A 22,763-nucleotide genomic window follows, 5' to 3' on the forward strand; every position below is an offset into this window, starting at 1 on the left:
CTTACACTGAGCGCCAGGATCTTCTCTCCCTGCGAATGCAAAAGGACCACCATGAACCACCGCACCGCCCTCGGCGCCCTGCATATCGGCGCGCTGTTCTTCGGCCTGACCGGCGTCTTCGGCAAGCTGGCCGCCAGCGCCACCCCCTCGATCATCGTCTTCGGCCGTGCCCTGTTCGCGGTGCTGGCCCTGGCCCTGTTCGCCAGCCTGGCGCGCCAGGCCTGGCAACCGCTGCGCGGGCAGGACCTGCGCCGCCTGCTGCTGGGCGGCGCGCTGCTGGCCGGGCACTGGGTGAGCTTCTTCATCGCGGTCAAGGTCGGCGGCGTGGCCATCGCCACCCTCGGCTTCGCCAGCTTCCCGGCCTTCACCGTGATCCTCGAGGGCCTGCTGTTCCGCGAACGCATCCGCCGCAATGAAGCACTGCTGGTGCTGCTGGTGAGCATCGGCCTGGTGCTGGTCACCCCGGCCTTCGACCTGGCCAGCGAGGCCACCGGCGGGCTGCTCTGGGCGCTGCTCTCGGGCCTGCTGTTCTCGCTGCTGTCGCTGACCAACCGCGCCGGTTCCAGGCGCCTGCCCGCCGTGCAGGCGGCGCTGTGGCAGAACCTGGTGGTGAGCCTGTGCCTGCTGCCGTTCGCCGTGCCCGGCCTGGGCGCGGTGGCACCGCTGGACTGGCTGTGGATCGCCCTGCTCGGCGTTTTCTGCACCGGCGTCGCCCACAGCCTGTTCGTCGCCAGCTTGGCGGTGATCAAGGCGCGCACAGCCGCGGTAGTGTTCGGCATGGAGCCGGTGTACGGCATCGCCGTGGCCTGGGTGGTGTTCGCCGAACAGCCGACCCTGCGCATGCTCGCCGGCGGCGCCTTGATCATCTTCGCCATCGTGCTGTCCAGCCGCCTGGCCGCCGAGCAACCCGCCCGCCAGCCGCAGCCCGAAAGCGCCTGATCAGCGATCGTTGTGGCCCAGGTCGCGCTGCGGATCGATCTGGTCGCGCACCCGCTGCTTGAGCACCTTGGCCTCGGGGAAGCCGCCGTCGGCCTTGCGTTCCCAGATCTGCACGCCGTCGCAGGTGATGCGGAACACCCCGCCGGTGCCGGGCTCCAGCGCTACCTGGCCGAGGTCGTCGGCAAAGGTGCTGAGCAGCTCCTGGGCCAGCCAGGCAGCGCGCAGCAGCCACTGGCACTGGGTGCAATAGGTGATGACGATTTGTGGCTTGCTGTCTGCCATGTAGGGAAACTCCGCAGGAAGGGCCGCTTATACTAGCGGTCTTTATCCTCTGGTTTGAGACTCACGATGCGCCGCTTGCTGTACTGCCTCCTGCTGATGCTCACCTCCTTCACTGTGCTGGCCGCCGAAGCGACACGACCAAAGATCGGCCTGGTGTTGTCGGGCGGCGCCGCCCGCGGCCTGGCCCATATCGGCGTGCTCAAGGCCCTGGAGGAACAGGGCGTGCGCATCGACGCCATCGCCGGCACCAGCATGGGCGCGGTGGTCGGCGGGTTGTACGCCTCGGGCTACAGCATCGCCGAACTGGAAAAGCTGGCCACCACGCTGGACTGGCAGCAGGCGCTGTCCGATGCGCCGCCGCGCAAGGATGTGCCGTTCCGACGCAAGCAGGACGACCGCGACTTCCTGATCAAGCAGAAGCTGAGCTTTCGCGACGACGGCAGCCTGGGCCTGCCGCTGGGGGTTATCCAGGGCCAGAACCTGGCCCTGCTGCTGGAAAGCAAGCTGGCCCACACCGCCGACATCCGCGACTTCGACAAGCTGCCGATCCCCTTCCGCGCCGTGGCCACCGACATCACCAGCGGCGAGAAGGTGATCTTCCGCCGCGGCCACCTGCCCCAGGTGATCCGTGCCAGCATGTCGATCCCCGCGGTGTTCGCCCCGGTGGAGCTGGACGGCCGGCTGCTGGTGGACGGCGGCATGACCGACAACATCCCGGTGGATGTGGTGCGCGAAATGGGCGTGGACCTGGCCATCGTCGTCGACATCGGCACCCCGCTGCGCAACCGCAAGCAACTGGCCACGGTGGTGGACGTGCTCAACCAGTCGATCACCCTGATGACCCGGCGCAACTCCGAGGAACAACTGGCCAGCCTGCGCCGCGAAGACATCCTGGTACAGCCACCGCTGTCGGCCTTCGGCGTCACCGATTTCGGCCGCGCCCGGGACATGATCGACGCCGGCTACCGCGCCACCCGCGCCCTCGACCCGCGCCTGGCGGCGCTGCGCCAGCCCGAGGGCGACAGCAACCTGGCGGTGGCGCGCTCGCCGAAACAGCGCACGCCGATCATCACCGCCATCCGCGTGGAGAACGACTCCAAGGTCAGCGACGACGTGATCCGCTACTACATTCGCCAGCCCATCGGCGAGCCGCTGGATCTCGGCCGCCTGCAGACCGACATGGGCACCCTCTACGGCCTGGACTACTTCGACCAGGTGCAATACCGCGTGGCGCACAAGGGCGACGAGCATACCCTGGTGATCAACGCCCGTGGCCGACGTGGCGGCACCGACTACCTGCGCCTGGGCCTGAACCTGTCGGACGACTTGCGTGGCGACAGTGCCTTCAACCTCGGCGCCAGCTACCGGGTCAATGGCATCAACCGGCTCGGCGGCGAATGGCTGACCCGCGCGCAGATCGGCGACGAGCAGGAACTGTACAGCGAGTTCTACCAGCCCCTGGACGTGGGCTCGCGCTACTTCGTCGCCCCTTACCTGGCCTTGGGCTCGCAGAACGTCGAGGCGACCCTGGACAACGACCCGGTGGCCGAGTACCGCCTGGAACGCTATGGCTTCGGGCTCAATCTCGGCCGGCAGATCGGCACTTACGGCGAGGTGCGCCTGGGCGTGGGCAAGGCCTGGGGCAACGCCGAGGTGCGCATCGGCGACCAGGACCTGCCCAAGGTCAGCTTCAACGAGGGCTTCTACGAGCTCAAGTACTCGTTCGACACCTTCGACAACGTCTACTTCCCCCATAGCGGCGAGGACATCGGCCTGACCGTACGCAAGTACGACAAGTCACTGGACTCGGACCAGAACTACCGGCAGTGGCTGTTCAACCTGGACAAGGCCATCAGCAGCGGGCCTAACACCCTGGTACTGGGCGGGCGCTACGGGCGCACCCTGGACGATGCCGAAGTGGTCACCTCCAGCTTCGTGTTCGGCGGCGCCCGGCAGTTGTCCGGGTTCCGCCAGGATTCGATCTCCGGGCAGAACATGAGCCTGCTGCGCATGGTCTACTACCGCCGCCTGACGCCACGGGCCTACCTGCCACTGGATTTCCCGCTGTACCTGGGCGGGTCGCTGGAGCGTGGGCGGGCGTGGAACAACGACAATGAGTTCGACAGTGGCTACATCAATGCGGCAAGCATTTTCCTGGGGCTGGAAACGCCACTGGGGCCGTTGAACCTGAGTTATGGGGCCAACGATGCCCATGAGAAGGCGGTGTACCTGAACCTGGGGCATACCTTCTAGAACGATCGCGGGGCAAGCCCGCTCCCACAAGTCATGCAGACAATTGCGCAAGCAGACTCGTGGGAGCGGGCTTGCCCCTCGATTGATGAAGGGTTCAGGACTTCTCGAGATTACCGAGAATCTTCGCATGCACGCGCATGCACACTTCCATGTCGGCCTCGTCGATGCCGGTGAACAGCTCGAGGCGCAAGGCGTTGGCGATGGTCTCGATCTGGTCGATCAGCGGCTTGGCCGGCGGGCACAGCAGGATCTTCTTGGCCCGGCGGTCTTCCATCACTGCCTGGCGGCGCACCAGTCCCTGGCTCTCGAGACTGTCGAGCAGGCGCGCCAGGGTCGGGCCCTCGACGCCCACGCTCTGGGCCAGCTCACGCTGGGTCGGCGCCTCGTCGAACCTGGCCAGGTGCAGCAGCACCAGCCAACGGGCTTGCGACAGGTTGAGCCCAGCCAGGCGGCGGTCCAGTTCGGCACGCCAGCCCCGGGACATCTGGGCCAGCTGCATGCCGAAGCGGTGTTGGTTGTCGGTCAGGGGCATAAGCAACTCAATGAATAGAACTAATTATTAGCCAGCTAATCATGGCCCGGCCAATCAGGCAAGGTTCGACGCCTCGGAAATGGCTGATAATCATGTAAGGGTATGACAAAGGTCAGCAATTGGCGCAATTACCGGCAATCACAAGCCGAACTCCACCGCCAGCGCCGCCCGTACACAATGCAGGACGCCTTCCGGCACCCGCTGGCCAAACAGCGGCGCCACGCCGGACACCGGCGGCAACTCGCCCTCGCCGTCGAGGAAGGCGTCCTGCACCTCCATCATCAGCTCCTCCGGCAGGTCCAGGGCCTGCTCCAGACTCAGTTCCTGACGGCCGATGGCCTCGGCCAGCAAGCTGTAGACGTTCTTCTCGGTGCAGTTCAGTTGCCCGGCGATCTGCGCCGGGGTCATGCCGGCGCGGGCCAGGCTGACCAGTTCGTGGCGCAGGTCGAGCACCACCTTCGGCGCCTCCTCGGTGCCGCCGGCGCCGTTGAGCACCTCGAGGAAGGCCTGGCCGTAGCGCTCCAGCTTGCGCGCGCCGACACCGCTGACCTGGGCCATGTCGCTGAGGCTGGTGGGCATGCTGCGCAGCATCTCCAGCAGCGTCGAGTCGGGGAAGATGACGTAGGGCGGCACGCTGTGCTCCTCGGCCAACTTGCGCCGCAAGGTACGCAGCGCTTCCCATAGTTCGCGCTCCTCGGCGCGCACCAGTTGGCTGGCCGGGCTGCCGCCACTGCCGCCGGAGGCCTTGGCCGCGATCTGCGGCTTGAGGTCGCGGCGCAGTTGCAGGTTCACCTCGCCGCGCAGCAACGGCCGGCAGCTGTCGGACAGGCGCAGGCCGCCATAGCCTTCCAGGTCGATATCCACCAGGCCACGGGCCACCAGCTGGCGGAACAGCGAGCGCCATTCGGCCTCGGCCAAGGCCTTGCCGACGCCGAACACCGAGAGTTTCTCGTGGCCGAAATTACGTACTTTTTCGGTGTCCTTGCCCAGCAGCACATCGACCAGGTGGCCGACGCCATAGCGCTGGCCGGTGCGGAACACCGCCGACAGCGCCTGACGGGCAGGTTCGGTGGCGTCCCAGGTCTGCACATTGTCGACACAGTTGTCGCAATGCCCGCACGGCTGATCGAGCACTTCGTCGAAGTAGGCCAGCAACGACTGGCGACGGCAGCGGGTCTCCTCGCACAGCGCCAGCATGGCGTCGAGCTTGTGCTGCTCGATACGCTTGTGGCGCTCGTCGCCCTCGGAGTTCTGCAGCATCTGCTTGAGCATCACCATGTCCTGCAGGCCGTAGGCCATCCAGGCATCCGAGGGCAGACCGTCACGGCCAGCGCGGCCGGTCTCCTGGTAATAGGCCTCGAGTGACTTGGGCAGGTCAAGGTGGGCGACGAAGCGCACGTTGGGCTTGTCGATGCCCATGCCGAAGGCGATGGTCGCGACCATGATCAGCCCTTCCTCGTTGAGGAAGCGGTGCTGGTTGGCGGCGCGGGTCTCGGCGGCCAGGCCTGCGTGGTACGGCAGCGCCGGGAAGCCCTGGTCGCACAGGAAGGCGGCAGTCTCGTCGACCTTCTTGCGCGACAGGCAATAGACGATGCCGGCGTTGCCGCGGCGCTCGGCGAGGAACGCCATCAGTTGCTTGCGCGGCGACTCCTTGGGCACGATGCGGTAGAAGATGTTCGGCCGGTCGAAGCTCGACAGGAAGCGCTCGGCGCCCTGCAGATGCAGGCGCTGGACGATCTCCTCGCGAGTGCGCATGTCGGCGGTGGCGGTCAGGGCGATGCGCGGCACATGCGGGAACAGCTCGGCAAGCTGGCCCAGTTGCAGGTATTCGGGGCGGAAGTCATGGCCCCATTGCGACACGCAGTGAGCCTCGTCGATGGCGAACAGGGCAATGTCCAGGCCGCGCAGGAAATCCAGCATGCGCGGCTGCACAAGGCGCTCGGGGGCCAGGTAGAGCATCTTCACCTCGCCACGGCGCAGGCGCCCGGCCAGGTCGCGCTGCTGCTCGGCGCTGAGGGTGGAGTTCAGCGCCGCGGCGGCCACGCCCAGCTCGTCGAGGGTGGCGACCTGATCGTCCATCAACGCGATCAGCGGCGACACCACCACGGTCAGGCCCGGACGCAGCAGGCCAGGTACCTGGAAGCACAACGACTTGCCGCCACCGGTGGGCATCAGCACTAGGGCGTCGCCGCCGCCTGCCACACATTCGATGATCGCTGCCTGGCGCCCGCGGAAACTGTCGTAACCGAAGACATCCTTGAGGACGCGCTGAGCCTGTTCGAGCATTTGCCACTCCAAAATCGCCGTACCATCCTGGACTCAGGCTGGACGATAAATGCGCCGCGCACACATCGAATGCGTAAGCGGTTTTTGCCGGATGGCCGCAAAACGCCACCGGGCACGAAAAACCGCGGAGTATACCCGACTGCCGCGCTGTGCCGCATGCCCCGGTGACAGACGTTCCCTTTGCCCCGCAGCCGCCGCAAGGTGCTAGAATTCACTATCGTTTATTCCCCAAGGTAGCCCTGTAATGTCCTTCGCCGAGCAACTGACCCGCCTGCAAGCCTTCCTCGACGCCGATGAGCTGCACGAAGAAGCGCTGGACTACGTCGCCGCCCACGGCTACCTGACCGCGCTGTCGATCTGCTCCGAGGAAGTTCCAGAACGCGAATGGATCGACGCGCTGTTCGCCGAAGAACCGCACTACGCCAGCGATGCCCAGCGCACCGAGATCGAGGCCACCCTGGTCGCGCTCAAGGCGCACATCGCCCGCCAACTGGCCAGCGACGAGGAGTTCGACCTGCCCTGCGAGCTGGACCTGACCGACGAGCCGGACGATTCCGACCTGCGCGGCTGGTGCATCGGTTTCATGGAGGGCGTGTTCCTGCGTGAAGAGGCCTGGTTCGAGAACGCCGAGGAAGAAGTCAGCGAAATGCTGCTGCCGATCATGGTCGGTTCGGGCCTGTTCGACGAGCAGCCGGAGTTCGCCGACATCGCCGGCAACGCCAACCTGCAGGACGACATGATCGTGCAGATCCCCGAGGCGCTGAGCGCGCTGTTCCTGCTGCTGCACGCCCCCGAAGAGAAACCTGCCCTGCTCAAGCCGCGCCACCACTGATCGACGTGGTGCGCTACCTGCTGCTGGCCGCCGGCTGGCTCAGTGTCGCGCTCGGGGTGGCGGGGATCTTCCTGCCGGTGCTGCCCACCACCCCGTTCCTGCTGCTGGCGGCGGCCTGTTTCGCCCGCAGCTCGCCGCGCTTTCACCACTGGCTGGTGAATCATCCGAAACTCGGGCCATGGATCCGCGACTACCTCAGCGGCGAGGGGATTCCGCTGCGGGGCAAGGTCTATGCGATCGGCCTGATGTGGGCCAGCATCGGACTGTCCTGCTACCTGGTGCCGTTGTTCTGGGCACGGGTGTTCATGCTGACCAGCGCGGTGCTGGTCAGTGCCTGGATCCTCAGGCAGAAGACCCTGCAGCGACCGTAGTGACGCCATCGCGGGGCAAGCCCGCTCCCACAAGGCCAATACAGCGCTTGTGGGAGCGGGCTTGCCCCGCGATCCGCGCCTGCGTTACACCGTATCCACCTTCAACGAATGGTCATTGAGCATGCCGGTGATGATGGTCGCCGTGTCATGCCCCGCCGCGATCACCCCGCCTGCTCCGGCGGCGACCCCGTAGTGCTGCGCCAGGTCCACCCCGGCCAGGTCGATGGTCTGGGTCGGCGCCGCGCCGGCAACGCTGCTGACTTCGATGGTCGACACCACGTTGACGCCGCTGCCACTGACCTTGAAGTGCAGGTAGTCATCCAGCGACGCGCTGGTGGCGTTCTCGCCCTGCAGCAGTTGCGACAGGTCCAGCCGATCGCTGCCCGGGGTGAAGTCGGTCACGGTGTCGTGCCCGGTATCGCCCTTCTGCCAGACGAAGGTATCGTTGCCGCTGCCACCGGTGAGGGTGTCATCGCCGCGCCCGCCGATCAGGATGTCGTTGCCGGCACCGCCCCTGAGCACATCGTTGCCCGCACCACCGTTGAGCAGGTTGTCGCCGTCGTTGCCGGTCAGGGTGTCGTTGTAGTCCGAACCGATCAGGTTCTCGATGCCGTTAAGGGTATCCAGCCCCGCGCCGACGGTGTTCTGCTGGCCGACATGGCTCAGGTCGACGGTCACGCCACTGGTTGCCCTGGCATAGCTGGCGGTGTCGTTGCCGGCGCCGCCGTCGAGCAGATCATTGCCCGGACCGCCGATCAGCAGGTCATCGCCATCGCCGCCATACAGGCTGTTGTTGCCTGCGCCGGCCACCAGCACATCGTTGCCGGCGCCGCCGTGCAGGATGGTGTCACCCGCCCCGGCCAGCAGCACATCGTCCCCTGAGGTACCGGTGAGGGTATTGCCGGCCTGGTAGGTGATATCCACCGCTCCAGTGGCCGTGCCGCCATGGTTGTCACTGACGGTGTAACTGCCGTGGTAGTCGTCGTTGCTGGCGTTGCTGTAGTCCACCACCAGGCTCAGCTTGTAGTTCTCGGCGGCCTTGCTGTTGCCCGAGGTGTTCTCGGTGTTGATCACATGGATGCTGTACACCCCGTCATGGCTAGCCGTGAAGCTGCCGCCATCGGCAATGGTCTGGTAACTGCCGCCGGCGTCCTTCCACTCCATCAGCAGGTTGCCGGCGGGCCGGTCATGGTCGAGGGTCAGGGTCTCGCCCTTGCGCAGGGTGACCGTCAGGGTGTCCTCGTCGTTGGCGTTGGCGCTGCTGATCGAGCCCAGGTAACCGGCCACCACCAGGGCGGCGGTCATGCTGCCGTTGAGGCTGGTGAACTCGCTGCGGGCCAGGTCGCGCAACTGGTTCTCGGCCTTGTTGGCGGTGGCGTTGAAGGTGATGGTCTGGGCCTGCGTGCCCGCCGTGAAGCCCGCGCCCTTGTCGGCGAAGTTGGTGTTGAAGGTGGTCGGCGTGGCGCTCAGGGTGTCGTGGTCCGGGTCGCTGTCGTTGGCCAGCAAGGCCTCGGCCGGCACGCTCAGGGTGGCGCCCTTGATGTTGGTGATGATGTGGTCGGCCCCGGCGACTGGCGCGCCGTTGCTGTTGATGTTCACCGTCAGGCTGGCGCTGCGGGTATCGCCGTCGTTGTCGCTAACGGTGAAGCCGAACTTCTCTACCTGGCCGCTGCCGTTGTCCTTCGGCGGCGTGTAGGTGAACTCGCCGCTGTCCATGTTCACCACCAGGGTACCGCCCAGGCCGGTCTTGATATTCAGGCTGTTGCTCACGGTGTCGAACGAGGCCTTGTCCACCCCGCCACTGACCGCATAGCCGCCCTGCCCGCCATTGGCCTTCGGATCGTAGGTGTAGGTGGTGCCGTCCACCAGCAGCGCCTTGATGAAGCCGCCGTCGGCCCCGAAGTCGCCGCCGCTCATCAGGCTGCCGGTGATCGGCGCGCCCTGCACCGTGCCGGAGAGCACCGCACTCAGCTGGCTGAGGTCGGTGACCACCACCGAGTTGGTGTCGGTATGGCTGCTGCCGTCGTAGGCCAGGGGGTTGAGGTTGCCTTCGTTGACGCCGCTGCCCATGCCGATGGCGTAGGACTTGATGCCGTTGGTGTCGAGGAAGGTTTCCCAGGCAGCCTCGCGCGGCGCTGTCATGGCGTGGCCGTTGGTGGGCTCGCCGTCGGAGAAGAAGTAGCTGATGTTCTGCGCACCCACCAGCTTGCCGGTGGTGGCGAAGGCTTCCTGGGCCTTGGTGGCCGCCGAGTCGTAGTAGGTCGAGCCGCCGGGATTGAGCCCGGCGATCAGGCTCTTGGCCTCGCTGATGGAGACCCACACGGGTGTCTTGATCTCGGCGCCGGTGCCGAAAGTGACGATCTGCACCTTGATGTCGCCCATCTCGTCGTACTTGTCGAGCAAGGCGTTGATGGCCTGCTTGGCCAGCTCCAGGCGGGTCAACCCCGGCACGCCGGAGCTTGCGGCCATGCTGCTGGACACATCCACCACCAGCAGGATGTTGGAGTCCACCTGGCCGGGCGTGATACTGCGCACCGCGCACTGCACCGTCGGCACATCGTCGACGATGTTGATGGCGATGGTGTTGGTGACAGTGTTGCCCAGGGCGTCGGTGGCCTTGTAGGTGAAGTACTCGTTGACGGTGTTGGCCCCGTCGTTGGCGCCACCCGGGGTCTTCGGCGCCGAGGTCAGGGTGTAGGTATAGGAGCCGTCTGCGTTGAGCTGGATCTGGCCGTACTGGCCCACGGCGTTGCCGACCAGGCTGTAGGTCAGGGCGCCGACGCCACCATGCACCGAGCCGACCAGGCTGCCGGAGGCCGTCTCGCCGGTGGAGTCCGGATCGCTGCCGGTCACGCTGCCGGCGGCCAGGTCGTTGCCATCCTTGTGCAGGTCCAGGGCTTTTTCGTAGACGGTGACGTCGTTGTCCTCGCACGCCACCAGCTTGCTGTCCTGGACATTGATGCGGATGGTCGTGGTGCTCTCGTCGCCATCGGCGTCGCGGATGGTGTAGACGAAGCTGTCGGTTGCCCCGGTGGGCGGCACGCTATTGGGATTGGCGTGGTAGGTGGCGTTGCCCTGGCTGTCCAGGGTCAGGTAGCCATACTGGCCGACGATCGTGTCACCGACATGGCCGATGGCTGACGTCGAGGTGTCGGAGCCTGCTCGCACACCGACCACGTATTGTCCGTCGGCACGTACATCGGCGCCGACCACATCGTTATCCAGCACGTTGCCGCTGACACTGGCGCCTTCCGTGACCGAAGCCACATCGCAATGGGCCTTGGGCACATCGTCGACGATGCTGACCACGATGGTGCTGGTGGTGGTGTTGCCGAGCGAGTCCTTGACTTGGTAGGTGAAGCTCTCGGTGACCACATTCGGGCCGTCGTTGGCATGGTTGGGCGAGTTCGGCGCCGAGGTCAGGGTGTACGTGTAAGTGCCATCGCCGTTCAGCTGGATCTGGCCGTACTGCCCGGTGGCGTTGCCCACCAGGGTGAAGGTCAGGGCGCCGATGCCGCCGCTGACCGAGCCGGCCAGCGAGCCGCTGGTGGTTTCCGTGGTGGCATGCGGATCGCTGCCGGTGACCGTGCCGGCGGCCAGGTCGTTGCCATCCTTGGTCAAGTCCAGGGCTTTCTCGTAGACCTTGGCCGTGTCGTCCGGGCAGGCGACCAGCGAGATATCGTGCACGTCGATGGTGATGGTCGTCGTGCTCTCGTCGCCATCGGCATCGCGGATGGTATAGACAAATACATCGGTGGCACCGGGCGGCGCCACGCTGTCGGGGTTGGCGTGGTAGGTGGCGTTGCCCTGGGCGTCGAGGGTCAGGTAGCCGTACTGCCCAACCACATTGCTGCCCAGCTGGCCGATGGCCGAGGTCGAGGTGTCGGCGCCTGCGCGCACGCCGACCACGTACTTGCCATCGGCCGGCACATCCGCGCCGATCACATCGTTGACCAGCACGTTGCCGCTGACCGTGCCGCCTTCATGGACGTTGGCGAAGTCGCTGTGGGCCTTGGGTACGTCGTCGACGATGCTGATCACGATGGTACTGGTGGTGGTGTTGCCCAGCGAATCCTTCACCTGGTAGGTGAAGGTTTCCGTCAGCACGTTCGGCCCATCGTTGACATGATTCGGCGAATTTGGCGCCGAGGTCAGGGTGTAGGTGTAGGAGCCATCGGCGTTCAGAAGGATCTGGCCGTACTGGCCGGTGGCGTTGCCGACCAGGGAGAAGGTCAAGGCGCCCACTCCGCCACTGATGGAGCCGGCCAGCGATCCGCTGGCCGTCTCGCCTGTGGCGCCAGGATCGCTGCCGGTGACATTGCCACCGGCCAGGTCATGGCCGTCCTTGATGAGGTCGAGCGCCTTCTCATAGACGGTCACGCCGCTGTTGGGACCCGCAATCAGCGAACAGTCGTGCACGCTGATGGTGATGGTGGTGGTGCTCTCATCGCCATCGGCATCGCGGATGGTGTAGACAAACACATCCGTGGCACCGGCCGGCGCCACGCTGTCGGGGTTGGCGTGGTAGGTGGCATTGCCTTGGGCGTCGAGGGTCAGGTAGCCATACTGCCCAACCACATTGCTGCCCAACTGGCCGATGGCCGATGAGGACGTATCGCTGCCCGGGCGCACGCCCACCACATACTTGCCGTCGGCCACTGTATCGGCACCACTCACATCGTTGACCAGCACGTTGCCACTGACCGTACCGCCTTCATAGACGTTGGCGAAGTCGCTGTCGGCCTTGGGCAGGTCATCGACGATATTGACGTCCAGCGAGCCACTGGCCGTGCTGCCGTCGGTGTCCGTGGCCGTGACGGTGAAGTGCTCCGTGAGGCTGTTGGCGCCGTCGCCGTTGGCATGGGTCTCATTGTCCAGCAAGGTATAGCTGTAGCTGATCACGCCCGTGGCCGGGTTGTAGCCGGTGATGGTCAGGGTATTGCCCAGGGCCGTGGTGATCGACTGCGGGAAACTCGCCGCCACGCCGCCGCTGACCACGCTGATGCCGCCGACGCTCAAGGATTGCAGGCCATCCGGCGCGCTGACCGTGAAAGTGCCGCTCTGGGTCAGGGCGCCCGGGTTCGGCGCGCTGCCATCGGCCAGGTTCTTCTCGTAGACGGTCAGTTCGCCACCGTTCACGTCCAGCCCGCCCAGGGTCACCGGGTCGTTGAGGTTGCTGACGTTGAGGGTCAGGGTCGCGGTGCTGGTGTCGCCGTCGGCATCCTTCAGGGTGTAGGTGAAGGTCTCCACCCCATTGCCACCGCCGTGCAGGTTCTTGAAGTCCGGGTCGTTGGTGTTGAGGGTGTAGGTGTAGGAACCGTCCGCCGCCAGCACCAGGGTGCCGTAGGTGCCAACGAAGGTACCGGCCACCACCGGACCGCTGGGGATCCGATCCGCCCCCTGGAGGTCGTTGCTCAGCACATTGCCGCTGAGTTCCACATGCTGTTCGGTGGCAGCGGTGGCATTGGTGTCGTTCACAGCCTTGGGCAGGTCATCGACGATATTGACGTCCAGCGAGCCACTGGCCGTGCTGCCGTCGGTGTCCGTGGCCGTGACGGTGAAGTGCTCCGTGAGGCTGTTGGCGCCGTCGCCGTTGGCGTGGCTCTCGTTGTCCAGCAAGGTGTAGCTGTAGCTGATCACGCCCGTGGCCGGGTTGTAGCCGGTGATGGTCAGGGTATTGCCCAGGGTCGTGGTGATCGACTGCGGGAAGCTCGCCGCCACGCCACCGCTGACCACGCTGATGCCGCCGACGCTCAAGGATTGCAGGCCATCCGGCGCGCTGACCGTGAAAGTGCCGCTCTGGGTCAGGGCGCCCGGGTTCGGCGCGCTGCCGTCGGCCAGGTTCTTCTCGTAGACGGTCAGTTCGCCACCGTTCACGTCCAGCCCGCCCAGGATCACCGGGTCGTTGAGGTTGCTGACGTTGAGGGTCAGGGTCGCGGTGCTGGTGTCGCCGTCGGCATCCTTCAGGGTGTAGGTGAAGCTCTCCACCCCATTGCCACCGCCGTGCAGGTTCTTGAAGTCCGGGTCGTTGGTGTTGAGGGTGTAGGTGTAGGAACCGTCCGCCGCCAGCACCAGGGTACCGTAGGTGCCGACGAAGGTACCGGCCACCACCGGACCGCTTGGGATACGGTCCGCTCCCTGGATGTCATTGCTCAGCACATTGCCGCTGAGGTCCACCTGCTGCTCGGAGGCGGCGGTGGGATTGCTGTCGTTTACGGCCCGTGGCACATCGTCGCGGATGATCACGTCCAGGGACCCGCTGGCCACGTCGCCATCCGTGTCGCTGACCAGCACCGGGAAATGCTCGCCCAGCGTGTTGGTACCCGCGCCGTCAGGGTGATGCTCGGCGCCGGTCAGGGTGTAGCTGTAGCTCACCACGCCGGTGGCCGGGTTGTAGCCGGTAATGGTCAGCACATTGCCGAGCCCGGTGACGATGGACTGCCCGACGCCCGTGACCACGCCCGCCGTGACCACATTGATGCCACCGACACTGAGGTTGAACACGCCGTCGGCAGCCACCACCGTGAAACTGCCGGCCTGTGTCAGCGCCGCAGGGTTGCTGGCCGAGCCCTGGGGCAGGTTGGCCTCGTCCAGGTTCAATTCGGCCGGGCTGACCTCCAGGCCATTGAGGCTGACCGGATTGTCGACCACCGGCGTATTGGCTGGGAGCGGCCCGTCATCGTTGCCATCGAGGCCGCCAAGCTCGAGGTTGTCCAGCAGGGGGAAGCCATTGAATCCCGCGGTGGGGAAACCGATGGTGGGATCCACACGGGCGCCCACTTCAGTCAGTATGACGAAACTGTGGCCTCCGCCGAGCGCCCCCGAAACGCCTGAGGGGTTGCCACCCGCCGCCGTCGCTTCAGCGTCCTGCGTGGGGTCGGCACCTGCGGCAATGGCTTTTTGCAACTGCTCGACATCGCTGAGCTGGGCCTCGCTGGGCTGGGCATCCGGCGCCTGCACATGGGGCGCGCGATTGGCCAGCAGGTCGGTGGTCATCTCCAGGCTGCTGCCGCGACCCAGGGTCAGCTCCGCGCCATTGTGCAAACGCACCGCCACGGCGCCCTCGCTGCCGGTCTCGAGTTGTTCGCCGGCGAACAAGCGGTCGCCTTCCACCAACAGGCGGCGATGACCATCGTCGCCCACCGCGAATACCTGGCCGATCACCTTGCCGACTACACCGACTAATTTAGCCATGAGCGTACGCCTCCCCTGCCGATGGGCTTTTCGCAGATCAAGGCGTGCCGGGTAATGTGCGCAACGTTCCGAGTGCCATGGCTGGTGGATCGCTGCTGTCACGTTCGTGAGAAACCACGCTCCTTGTGACGACTGCCGCGATAGCGTAGAGGGCGAATGGCCATTATTAAATGCCATTTTTTTGTCGCCAAATTCCGCTTTCGCCTTCCTCCCCTGTCTCCTTAGCTGCAAAAAATCTGGAACTTTCACAAAGGCCCGAAAATCGCCTGTCCCAGCCAATTCCCGTAACCACCTGAATGAAACAATGTCCCGGATTCCTTAGACCGCATAAGTTTTTTTTCGCATATATCTTATGAAAAAATCTTCTTAGCTCGCCCGATAAATGTTCTTAGCTCTGTTGTTACAAACCTGAAACGGTTTGATTCTAATTTTTCGTCATTTTTTTGGCGAACAGCAGGACTTTTTCGAGACCAGGGAGATGTACCCCATGCGCGCTTTAACCCCCATCACCAGTGCGATTTTGTTGGCCATGGCGTGTGCCAACAGTCAGGCGATGTCGATCACCGAGGCTGTCCAGAACGCCGTGGACCAGCATCCTGAGATCAGCGCCAGCCGCAACAGCAGGCTGTCGGCCGACGAGGATGTGAAGTTCGCCCGCGGGGGGTACTACCCAACCGTCGATCTGGTCGCCGGCTACGGCCGGCAACGCTCGGACAACACCAACACCCGCGGCTTCAACCCCGACGGCACGCGTAACCACAACAAGGAAACCCTCAACTACACCCAGTCCGAACTGCGCCTGCGGCAGATGCTGTTCGACGGCTTCAACACCTCCAACGAGGTCGCCCGCACCGAAGCGGTGGCCACCTCGCGCGCCTACTACACCCAAGCCACCGCCGAGACCGTCGCCCTGCGCGCCATCGAGGTCTACCTCGAAGTGCTCAAGCGCCGCGAACTGGTGACCCTGGCCAAGAACAACCTGCAGGCCCACCTGCGGGTCAACGACCAGATCGGCCTGCGCAGCGAGCGTGGCGTGGGCAGCACCGCCGACCTCGACCAGTCCCGCGCCCGTCGCGCCCTGGCTGAGAACAACCTGGACACCGCCGAGGTCGACCTGGCCGACGCCGAGGCCAACTTCTACAGCGTAGTCGGGCGCATGCCGGACGAGCTGGAAACACCGGTCACGATCAAGGGCGAAGTACCGGCCGACCTGCTCAACGCCCGCCAGGGCATGCTGGAGAACAACCCCTACCTGAAGTCGGCCCAGGCTGACGTACGCTCCGCCGAGCAGCAATACGAAGTGGCCAAGTCGCCCTTCTACCCGCGCCTGGACGCGGTGCTGGCCACCGGCGCCAACAACAACATCGGCGGCCAGAAGGGCCACGACAACAACGACTGGCAGGCCGGCGTCGAGCTCAGCTACAACCTGTTCCGCGGCGGCAGCGACAAGGCCCGCCTGCAGTCCGACGCGCACAAGATCAACCAGGCGATGGACATCCGCAACAACGCCCTGCGCGAGCTGAATGAAAACCTCAGCCTGGCCTGGAACGCGATGAACAACGCCCGCAAGCAGACCCCGAGCGCCCGCGAGTACGCCGAAACCACCCAGCGCGTACGCGCCGCCTACCAGGACCAGTTCGGCCTGGGCCAGCGTACCCTGCTCGACGTGCTCGATAGCGAGAACGAGCTGTACAACGCCAACCGGCGCTATACCGAAGTGCGCTACACCGAAGAGTTCTCCATGTACCGAGTCCTGGCGACCATGGGTGAGTTGCTGAGCAAGCAGCACATCTCGCTGCCGCCCGAGGCCATCGCCAAGACCGAAGTACGCAACGAGGCGAAACTGCCAGACATGCGCTAGGTTCTGACGAGACAAGAGATTTTTCGCCAGCGCCCGTTTCCCGTCCACCGCGGCAGGAGTAGGCCATCGTGACCAGTATGCAAAGCGCGCAACCGCGCCTGGATGTTGATGATCCGTTGCTCGATGGCCTGTTGATCCTGTGCAAGTTGCACGGCTGCCCTGCCAGCCGCGCCAGCCTGTGCAGCGGCCTGCCGCTGGCCGCGCAGCGCCTGCCCCTGGCCCTGCTGCCCCGCGCCGCCGCGCGGGCGGGGTTGCAGGCGCGGGTGCTGCAGCGTGAGCTGGACGCCATCTCGGCACTCAACCTGCCGGTCTTGCTGATCCTCAACGACGGCCGCAGCGCCGTGCTGCAGCGCTGGGGGGACAATGGCCGGGGCCTGCTGCTGCCGTGCGAAGCCGAAGGCGGCGAGCAGTGGGTAGAACGCGATGCCTTGGCCGAAGCCTACAGCGGCCAGGCCCTGTTCGCCCGTCCCCGTCATACCTTGGAAGAGGTGCGCGCCCCACTGATCCCGCGGGTCAACGCCTGGTTCCGCGACACCCTGCGCCACTCCCGATGGCTGTATGGCGATGCCCTGCTGGCCAGCCTGCTGATCAACCTGCTGGGGTTGATGGTGCCGCTGTTCGTCATGCAGACCTACGACCGCGTGGTGCCCAACCAGGCACTGTCCACCCTCTGGGTGCTGGTGGCCGGCCTGTTCATCGGCACAGCCTTCGAGCTGGTGCTGCGCATGGTTCGTGCGCACCTGCTGGACCAGGCCGGCAAGAAGACCGACCTGATTCTCTCGGCCACTTTGTTCGAACGCATTACCGGCATGAGCATGAAGGCGCGGCCGGCCACCATCGGCGGCTTCGCCCAGAGCATCCATGACTTCCAGGGACTGCGTGAATTCCTCACCGCGGTCACCCTGACCAGCATCATCGACCTGCCGTTCGTGGCGCTGATGCTGCTGGTAATCGGCCTGCTCGGTGGCTGGCTGGTGGTGATCCCGCTGATCGCCTTCCCGCTGGCCGTGGGCCTGGCGCTGTTCATCCAGGTGCGCCTGCGTGACACGGTACAGAAGAGCCTGAGCCTCGGCGCGGTGCGCCAGGCGCTGCTGATCGAGACCCTCGGCGGCCTGGAAACCCTCAAGGCCTGCGGCGCCGAAAGCGAACGCCAGTACCAGTGGGAGCACACCAACGGCGCCATCGCCCGCCTCGACGCCCATGCCCGCAACCTGTCCTCGTTGGCCAGCAACGGCACGCTCTTCATCCAACAGTTCTGCGGCATGGCCACCATCGTCGCCGGGGTCTACAGCATCATCGCCGGCAACCTCAGCGTCGGCGCGCTGGTGGCCAGCTACATGCTCGGCAGCCGGGTACTCGCGCCGCTGGGCCAGATCGCCGGGCTGATCACCCGCTACCAGCAGGCGCAGTTGACCATGCGCAGCACCGACGCGCTGATGAGCCTGCCCCAGGAACGCGAAGCCGAGCACCAGGCCCTGGAACACACCGCGCTGCAGGGTGGCATCAGCATCAACCACGCCACGTTTCGCTATGCCGGGCAAACGGCCCCGGCGCTCAATGATGTCAGTGTCACACTCAAGCCGGGCGAGCGCATCGGTATCATCGGCCGCAGCGGCTCGGGCAAGAGTACCCTCACCCGCCTGCTGATGGGCTTCCATCACCCCGAAGATGGCCAGGTGTTGCTGGACAACCTCGACCTGCGCCAGCTGGACATCGCCGACCTGCGCAGCCAGGTCGGCTACGTGGCCCACGACCTGCCCCTGCTGGCCGGCAGCCTGCGCGACAACCTCACCCTCGGCGCCCGCCACGTCAGCGATGCGCGCATGCTCGAGGTGGCCGAGCTGACCGGGGTCAGCGAACTGGCCCGCCAGCACCCGCAAGGCTTCGACCGCCCGGTGGGCGAGCGCGGCCAGCTGCTGTCCGGCGGCCAACGCCAGGCCGTGCTGCTGGCCCGGGCCCTGCTGCTGGAGCCGCCGATCCTGATCCTCGACGAACCCACCAGCCACATGGACAACAGCAGCGAGGAGCAACTGCGCCAGCGCCTGCTGAACTGGGTGCAGGGCAAAACCCTGCTGCTGGTCACACACCGCACCTCGATGCTCAGCCTGGTGGACCGGCTGCTGGTGCTGGACAACGGCAAGATCGTCGCCGACGGTCCGAAGGACGCGGTCATCGACGCGCTGCGCAAGGGCCGTATCGGCGCGGCGCTGTGAACCAAAACCTGGGATTCCACAACGGCCTCGGTCTGCACCGGAGGTAGAACATGCCCCTCAGCCACAGCGTGCGCAGCTACCTCCAGGGCGCCGACAAGCGCGCCGAGCGCGACTACATGCCGGAGCTGGCCGGTGCCACCTTGCAGGAATCGCCCAGCCTGTCGCGCCTGACCGTCTGGCTGGCCGCGATCCTGCTGTTGGTAGCCTTGGTCTGGGCCAATTTCGCGGTGCTCGACGAGGTCACCGTCGGCGAGGGCAAGGCCATTCCGTCTAGCAAGGTGCAGGTGGTGCAGAACCTTGAGGGCGGCATCGTCACCGAGATCTTCGTGCGTGAAGGGCAGATGGTCGACAAGGGCGCGACCCTGCTGCGCCTGGACGACACGCGCTTCAAGTCGAACAAGGGCGAGAGTGAAGCCGACCGCTACGCGCTCACCGCCCAGGTCGAGCGCCTGTCGGCCGAGTCCGAAGGCCGTCCCTTCGTGTTGTCGAGCGAAGTCCGCGCCAAGGCACCGCAGGTGGCCGAGGACGAAGCCGCTCTGTATGACTCGCGCCAGCGCCGCTTGGCCAGCGAAAAGCAGACCCTCAACGAACAATTGCGGCAAAAGACCCAGGAGCTTGCCGAGTTCCGCTCCAAGGTCGATCAATACCGCTCGGCGGTCGGCCTGCTGCAACAGGAACTGGACATGTCCTCGCCACTGGTGAGCAAGGGTGCCATATCCCCCGTGGAAATCCTGCGTTTGAAGCAGCGCAGCGTCGAGGCGCGCGGCCAGCTCAATGCCACCAACCTGGCCATTCCCCGCGCCGAAGCGGCGATCGCGGAGATCCGCAGCAAGATCCAGGAGTCCGACGCCAGCTTCCGCTCCGACGCCGCCAAGGAACTCAACGACAAGCGTACGGAGCTGTCGAAGATCACCGCCACCAGCATCGCCATCGACGACCGGGTCAACCGCACCACCGTGGTGTCGCCGGTGCGCGGCATCGTCAAGCTGCTGAAGGTCAACACCATCGGCGGCGTGGTCCAGCCCGGCAGCGACCTGGTGGAGATCGTGCCGATCGAGGACAACCTGCTGATCGAGGCCAAGGTAAGGCCCCAGGACGTGGCGTTCCTGCACCCGGGGCAGACCGCGATGGTCAAGTTCAGCGCCTACGACTACACCATCTACGGCGGGCTCAAGGCCAAGCTGGAACTGATCGGCGCGGATACCGTCACCGACGACAAGGGCAATGCGTTCTACCTGATCCAGGTGCGCACGGACAAGAACCACCTGGGCGGGGACAACAAGCCGCTGCTGATCATTCCGGGGATGGTGGCCACGGTGGATATCATCACCGGGCAGAAGAGCGTGCTGGACTATCTGCTCAAACCCGTCCTCAAGGCCAGGACCGAAGCGTTGCGAGAGCGGTGAATGCCTATCCAGGCGCCTTCACGGACAAGCCCGCTCAGACAGGCATATCGGCACAGCGAGATCGGTGCTGCGCGCCTATCCCCCCTCAGCGGATATAAACTTCCGGTGGCTCCGGCAACGCGGCGAGCAGATCCCGCAGACCATCGGCCCACTGCGCCTGGATCCGCAGAAAATAGGGATCGTGGGTGCCGATCCGGTGAAAGTTGCTGGCAGCCAGGCTGTCCTTGCGGTACACCAGCACATCCAGTGGCATGCCCACCGACAGATTGCTGCGCATGGTCGAATCGAACGAGATCAGGCCACAGCGCAACCCCTCGCCCAGTGGTGTGTGATACAGCAGGTTGCGATCAAGGATCGGCCTGCCGTACTTGCTCTCGCCCAGTTGCATGAACGGCGTGTCTTCCGTGGCCTGGATGAAATTACCCTGGGGATAGATGTTGTACACCCCCATGGGCTGCTCGGCGATCTGCCCGCCCACCAGGAACGAGCAGCTCAGGTCGACCTTGCCTGCCAGTTTGGTGCAGTCGCGGGCGATCACCTCGCGGATGGTCTCGGCCACCAGCGCCGTGGCGTCATACAGCGTCGGCACGTTCAACAGGTGCGCGCCGTCCTGGTTGCAGCGCTGACGGAGCAGGCTCACCACTGATTGCGACGTGGCCAGGTTGCCGGCGGTCTGCAGCACAATCACACGCTCGCCCGACCGGTTGAAAACGAACAGCTTGCGAAACGTCGATATCTGGTCGATCCCCGCATTGGTCCGTGAGTCCGAAATGAACACCAGCCCATCGGCCAGGTGCATCGCAACGCAGTACGTCATGGTGCTAACTCATGCAGAGGTAGGAAGTGTCGCTATTGCTGCTGAAGCTGTGGCTTGGAGCTGACCAGAACCTGTGCCTGCATCGACTCGGTCCCTCCGCCACGGCGCATGCCGCGTACCGGGCAAGCGTCCAGGTAATCATGCCCCACCGCCAGTTTCAGGTGGCGCTCGGGCCGAGCCAGGCGGTTGGTCACATCGAAGCTGTACCAGCCATCGTCAAGCCAGGCCTCTGCCCAGGCGTGACTGGCCAGATGGTTCTCATCCTCGGTGCACAGGTAACCTGACACATAGCGCGCCGGCACGCCCAGGCTGCGGGCACAGGCGAGAAAAGCGTGGGTATGGTCCTGGCAGACTCCGGCACGGTTGGCGAACGCCTCGGCGGCCAGGGTATCGACCGCCGTCGAACCAGGGCTGTAGGCGATGTGATCGGCCAATCCGTTCATCAACTCGATCAGCGCCGTCCGATCACGACGAGCGCCACAGTGGCGCACGGCGAAATCGCGCAACGCCTCGTCGGGGTTGCTGAGCTTGCTCGAGCGCAGGAAGGGCAAGGCCGATCGTGTGTCGTGCTCCACCTCCAGGGTCTGGTCGATCTCCACCTCGCCGTGGGCGCTCAGCATCAACGCACCATGGGGTTCGTCGAGCGTCAGCACGTGCAGGACGTTGCCATAAGGGTCAAGTTGGCTGCCTACCGGGCGCGGCAATTCCAGCTGCCATTGCAGGACGCGCTGGCGCTCACTGCTCTGGGGCGTCAGTCGCAGCAGCTGAATGCTCATGCAGACATCGTCGGAATAGTGATAGGTGGTGTCGTGACGAATGAACAGTCTCATACTACCTCCAGATAGGAATCGTGAACGCTCTGCCCCAGATGATTGATCTGGCCAATGTAATGACTCAGCCACTGATGCAATCCGGACGCGAGAATTTCCTCGATACCGGTAAAGCGCAACCGCGCACTCAGCTCTGCCGCGAGGCGTTGCGCCGGACGCCCGTTGTCGCCCGGCAGGCCGGCCAGCAACTGGGCCAGCTCCTCGACACAGGCATGCAGCGAACGCGGTACGTCCGCGCGTAGCAACAACATCTCCGACACCTGCTCGGCACCGGGAGCCGTGCGGTAGATTTCATTGAACGCCTCGAAGGAGGACAGCGCCCGCAGCAAGGCACTCCATTGGTAATAGCCACGGGCCGAATTGTCACTGACCTCTTCGGACTCCTCACCAAACATTTCGTAGCGCGCATCCAACAGGCGCAGCGTGTTGTCGGCCCGTTCGAGGAAGGTGCCCAGCCGGATGAAGCCATAGGCGTCATTGCGCATGATGGTGCCGGCGGTGGCTCCGCGGAACAGATGCGAACGCTCCTTGACCCATTCGCAGAAAGAGTTGATGCCGTAGCGCGCCAGGCCCTTGTCGGCGATGTTGCGCATCTCGAGCCATGTAGCGTTGATGTTCTCCCACATGTCAGCGGTGATCCGCCCGCGCACGGCATGCGCATTGCTGCGAGCCGCGCGCAGGCAACAATAGATGCTGCCGGGATTGCGTTCGTCCAGGGCGAAAAAATGCAGCATGTACTCGACGTTGAGTTCACCATGGCGGCGGTGATAATCGTCCAGCGTCCCGGCCGCCAGCAGCGACATCGCCAGCTCGGCTCGGCCATCGCTACGCCCCGCCTGCGGCATCAGCGAAAGCGAATAGCTGACTTCGAGCATGCGTGCGAGGTTCTCCGCGCGCTCAAGGTAACGGGACATCCAATACAGGTCGGCAGCCGTTCTTGAAAGCAT

General features: G+C 65.1%; 14 protein-coding genes. 7 read left to right on the forward strand and 7 right to left on the reverse strand.

The window, feature by feature from the left end; all coding sequences use genetic code 11:
* The first annotated feature begins 51 nt into the window (after positions 1 to 51).
* Positions 52 to 939, forward strand: a complete 888-nt coding sequence (locus ACVWZ5_RS11650) for a DMT family transporter (protein WP_457340619.1) — start codon at positions 52 to 54, stop codon at positions 937 to 939.
* Here ACVWZ5_RS11650 and ACVWZ5_RS11655 read toward each other — a convergent pair whose 3' ends face one another.
* Positions 940 to 1,221: a SelT/SelW/SelH family protein gene (locus tag ACVWZ5_RS11655; protein WP_096049580.1), complete on the reverse strand. Its 282-nt coding sequence runs from the start codon at positions 1,219 to 1,221 to the stop codon at positions 940 to 942.
* Between the two features lie 66 nt (positions 1,222 to 1,287).
* Here ACVWZ5_RS11655 and ACVWZ5_RS11660 point away from each other — a divergent pair, with 66 nt between their 5' ends.
* Positions 1,288 to 3,474, forward strand: coding sequence for a patatin-like phospholipase family protein (locus tag ACVWZ5_RS11660; RefSeq protein WP_457340620.1), 2,187 nt, complete (start codon positions 1,288 to 1,290; stop codon positions 3,472 to 3,474).
* A gap of 94 nt (positions 3,475 to 3,568) precedes the next feature.
* On the opposite strand, the gene ACVWZ5_RS11665 is transcribed toward ACVWZ5_RS11660, so the two are convergent.
* On the reverse strand, positions 3,569 to 4,006 hold the full coding sequence (locus ACVWZ5_RS11665; RefSeq protein WP_084943091.1) for a MarR family transcriptional regulator: 438 nt from the start codon (positions 4,004 to 4,006) through the stop codon (positions 3,569 to 3,571).
* A gap of 138 nt (positions 4,007 to 4,144) precedes the next feature.
* Positions 4,145 to 6,292, reverse strand: a complete 2,148-nt coding sequence (recQ, locus tag ACVWZ5_RS11670; protein WP_062574803.1) for a DNA helicase RecQ — start codon at positions 6,290 to 6,292, stop codon at positions 4,145 to 4,147.
* A gap of 244 nt (positions 6,293 to 6,536) precedes the next feature.
* Between recQ and ACVWZ5_RS11675 the strand changes: the two genes are divergently transcribed.
* Both ACVWZ5_RS11675 and ACVWZ5_RS11680 read left to right on the forward strand, forming a co-directional pair.
* Positions 6,537 to 7,124, forward strand: coding sequence for a YecA/YgfB family protein (locus ACVWZ5_RS11675; RefSeq protein ID WP_028691105.1), 588 nt, complete (start codon positions 6,537 to 6,539; stop codon positions 7,122 to 7,124).
* 8 nt (positions 7,125 to 7,132) lie between these two features.
* Positions 7,133 to 7,495, forward strand: coding sequence for a YbaN family protein (locus ACVWZ5_RS11680; protein ID WP_062574804.1), 363 nt, complete (start codon positions 7,133 to 7,135; stop codon positions 7,493 to 7,495).
* An 84-nt stretch (positions 7,496 to 7,579) separates the two neighbouring features.
* Here the strand turns inward: ACVWZ5_RS11680 and ACVWZ5_RS11685 are convergent, their stop codons facing one another.
* Positions 7,580 to 14,689, reverse strand: a complete 7,110-nt coding sequence (locus ACVWZ5_RS11685; RefSeq protein WP_457340621.1) for a retention module-containing protein — start codon at positions 14,687 to 14,689, stop codon at positions 7,580 to 7,582.
* Positions 14,690 to 15,176: 487 nt separating this feature from the next.
* Here ACVWZ5_RS11685 and ACVWZ5_RS11690 point away from each other — a divergent pair, with 487 nt between their 5' ends.
* From ACVWZ5_RS11690 to ACVWZ5_RS11700, 3 genes are all read left to right on the forward strand, one after another.
* Positions 15,177 to 16,550, forward strand: a complete 1,374-nt coding sequence (locus ACVWZ5_RS11690) for a TolC family outer membrane protein (protein ID WP_028691108.1) — start codon at positions 15,177 to 15,179, stop codon at positions 16,548 to 16,550.
* A 77-nt stretch (positions 16,551 to 16,627) separates the two neighbouring features.
* Positions 16,628 to 18,763, forward strand: a complete 2,136-nt coding sequence (locus tag ACVWZ5_RS11695; RefSeq protein WP_088852701.1) for a type I secretion system permease/ATPase — start codon at positions 16,628 to 16,630, stop codon at positions 18,761 to 18,763.
* 50 nt (positions 18,764 to 18,813) lie between these two features.
* Positions 18,814 to 20,169 (forward strand): HlyD family type I secretion periplasmic adaptor subunit, encoded by a 1,356-nt coding sequence (locus tag ACVWZ5_RS11700; protein ID WP_028691110.1) that lies wholly within the window; start codon positions 18,814 to 18,816, stop codon positions 20,167 to 20,169.
* A gap of 85 nt (positions 20,170 to 20,254) precedes the next feature.
* Here ACVWZ5_RS11700 and ACVWZ5_RS11705 read toward each other — a convergent pair whose 3' ends face one another.
* Genes ACVWZ5_RS11705 through ACVWZ5_RS11715 form a run of 3 tightly spaced genes read right to left on the reverse strand, consistent with a single transcriptional unit; the run spans position 20,255 to position 22,763 of the window.
* Complete coding sequence (locus ACVWZ5_RS11705; RefSeq protein WP_084943086.1) at positions 20,255 to 20,986, reverse strand: peptidase; 732 nt, start codon at positions 20,984 to 20,986, stop codon at positions 20,255 to 20,257.
* Between the two features lie 32 nt (positions 20,987 to 21,018).
* Positions 21,019 to 21,816, reverse strand: coding sequence for a transglutaminase family protein (locus tag ACVWZ5_RS11710; protein ID WP_084943083.1), 798 nt, complete (start codon positions 21,814 to 21,816; stop codon positions 21,019 to 21,021).
* On the reverse strand, positions 21,813 to 22,763 hold the full coding sequence (locus ACVWZ5_RS11715; RefSeq protein WP_062360625.1) for an alpha-E domain-containing protein: 951 nt from the start codon (positions 22,761 to 22,763) through the stop codon (positions 21,813 to 21,815). Before ACVWZ5_RS11715 ends, ACVWZ5_RS11710 begins: the two co-directional genes overlap by 4 nt.

Source organism: Pseudomonas sp. TE6283, assembly GCF_054060555.1.

Bases quoted from the DNA above. Each gene is read 5' to 3' on its own strand.
- ACVWZ5_RS11650 (WP_457340619.1), top strand. From the start codon at position 52: ATGAACCACCGCACCGCCCTCGGCGCCCTGCATATCGGCGCGCTGTTC.
- ACVWZ5_RS11655 (WP_096049580.1), bottom strand. From the start codon at position 1,221: ATGGCAGACAGCAAGCCACAAATCGTCATCACCTATTGCACCCAGTGC.
- ACVWZ5_RS11660 (WP_457340620.1), top strand. From the start codon at position 1,288: ATGCGCCGCTTGCTGTACTGCCTCCTGCTGATGCTCACCTCCTTCACT.
- ACVWZ5_RS11665 (WP_084943091.1), bottom strand. From the start codon at position 4,006: ATGCCCCTGACCGACAACCAACACCGCTTCGGCATGCAGCTGGCCCAG.
- recQ (WP_062574803.1), bottom strand. From the start codon at position 6,292: ATGCTCGAACAGGCTCAGCGCGTCCTCAAGGATGTCTTCGGTTACGAC.
- ACVWZ5_RS11675 (WP_028691105.1), top strand. From the start codon at position 6,537: ATGTCCTTCGCCGAGCAACTGACCCGCCTGCAAGCCTTCCTCGACGCC.
- ACVWZ5_RS11685 (WP_457340621.1), bottom strand. From the start codon at position 14,689: ATGGCTAAATTAGTCGGTGTAGTCGGCAAGGTGATCGGCCAGGTATTC.
- ACVWZ5_RS11690 (WP_028691108.1), top strand. From the start codon at position 15,177: ATGCGCGCTTTAACCCCCATCACCAGTGCGATTTTGTTGGCCATGGCG.
- ACVWZ5_RS11695 (WP_088852701.1), top strand. From the start codon at position 16,628: ATGCAAAGCGCGCAACCGCGCCTGGATGTTGATGATCCGTTGCTCGAT.
- ACVWZ5_RS11700 (WP_028691110.1), top strand. From the start codon at position 18,814: ATGCCCCTCAGCCACAGCGTGCGCAGCTACCTCCAGGGCGCCGACAAG.
- ACVWZ5_RS11705 (WP_084943086.1), bottom strand. From the start codon at position 20,986: ATGACGTACTGCGTTGCGATGCACCTGGCCGATGGGCTGGTGTTCATT.
- ACVWZ5_RS11710 (WP_084943083.1), bottom strand. From the start codon at position 21,816: ATGAGACTGTTCATTCGTCACGACACCACCTATCACTATTCCGACGAT.
- ACVWZ5_RS11715 (WP_062360625.1), bottom strand. From the start codon at position 22,763: ATGCTTTCAAGAACGGCTGCCGACCTGTATTGGATGTCCCGTTACCTT.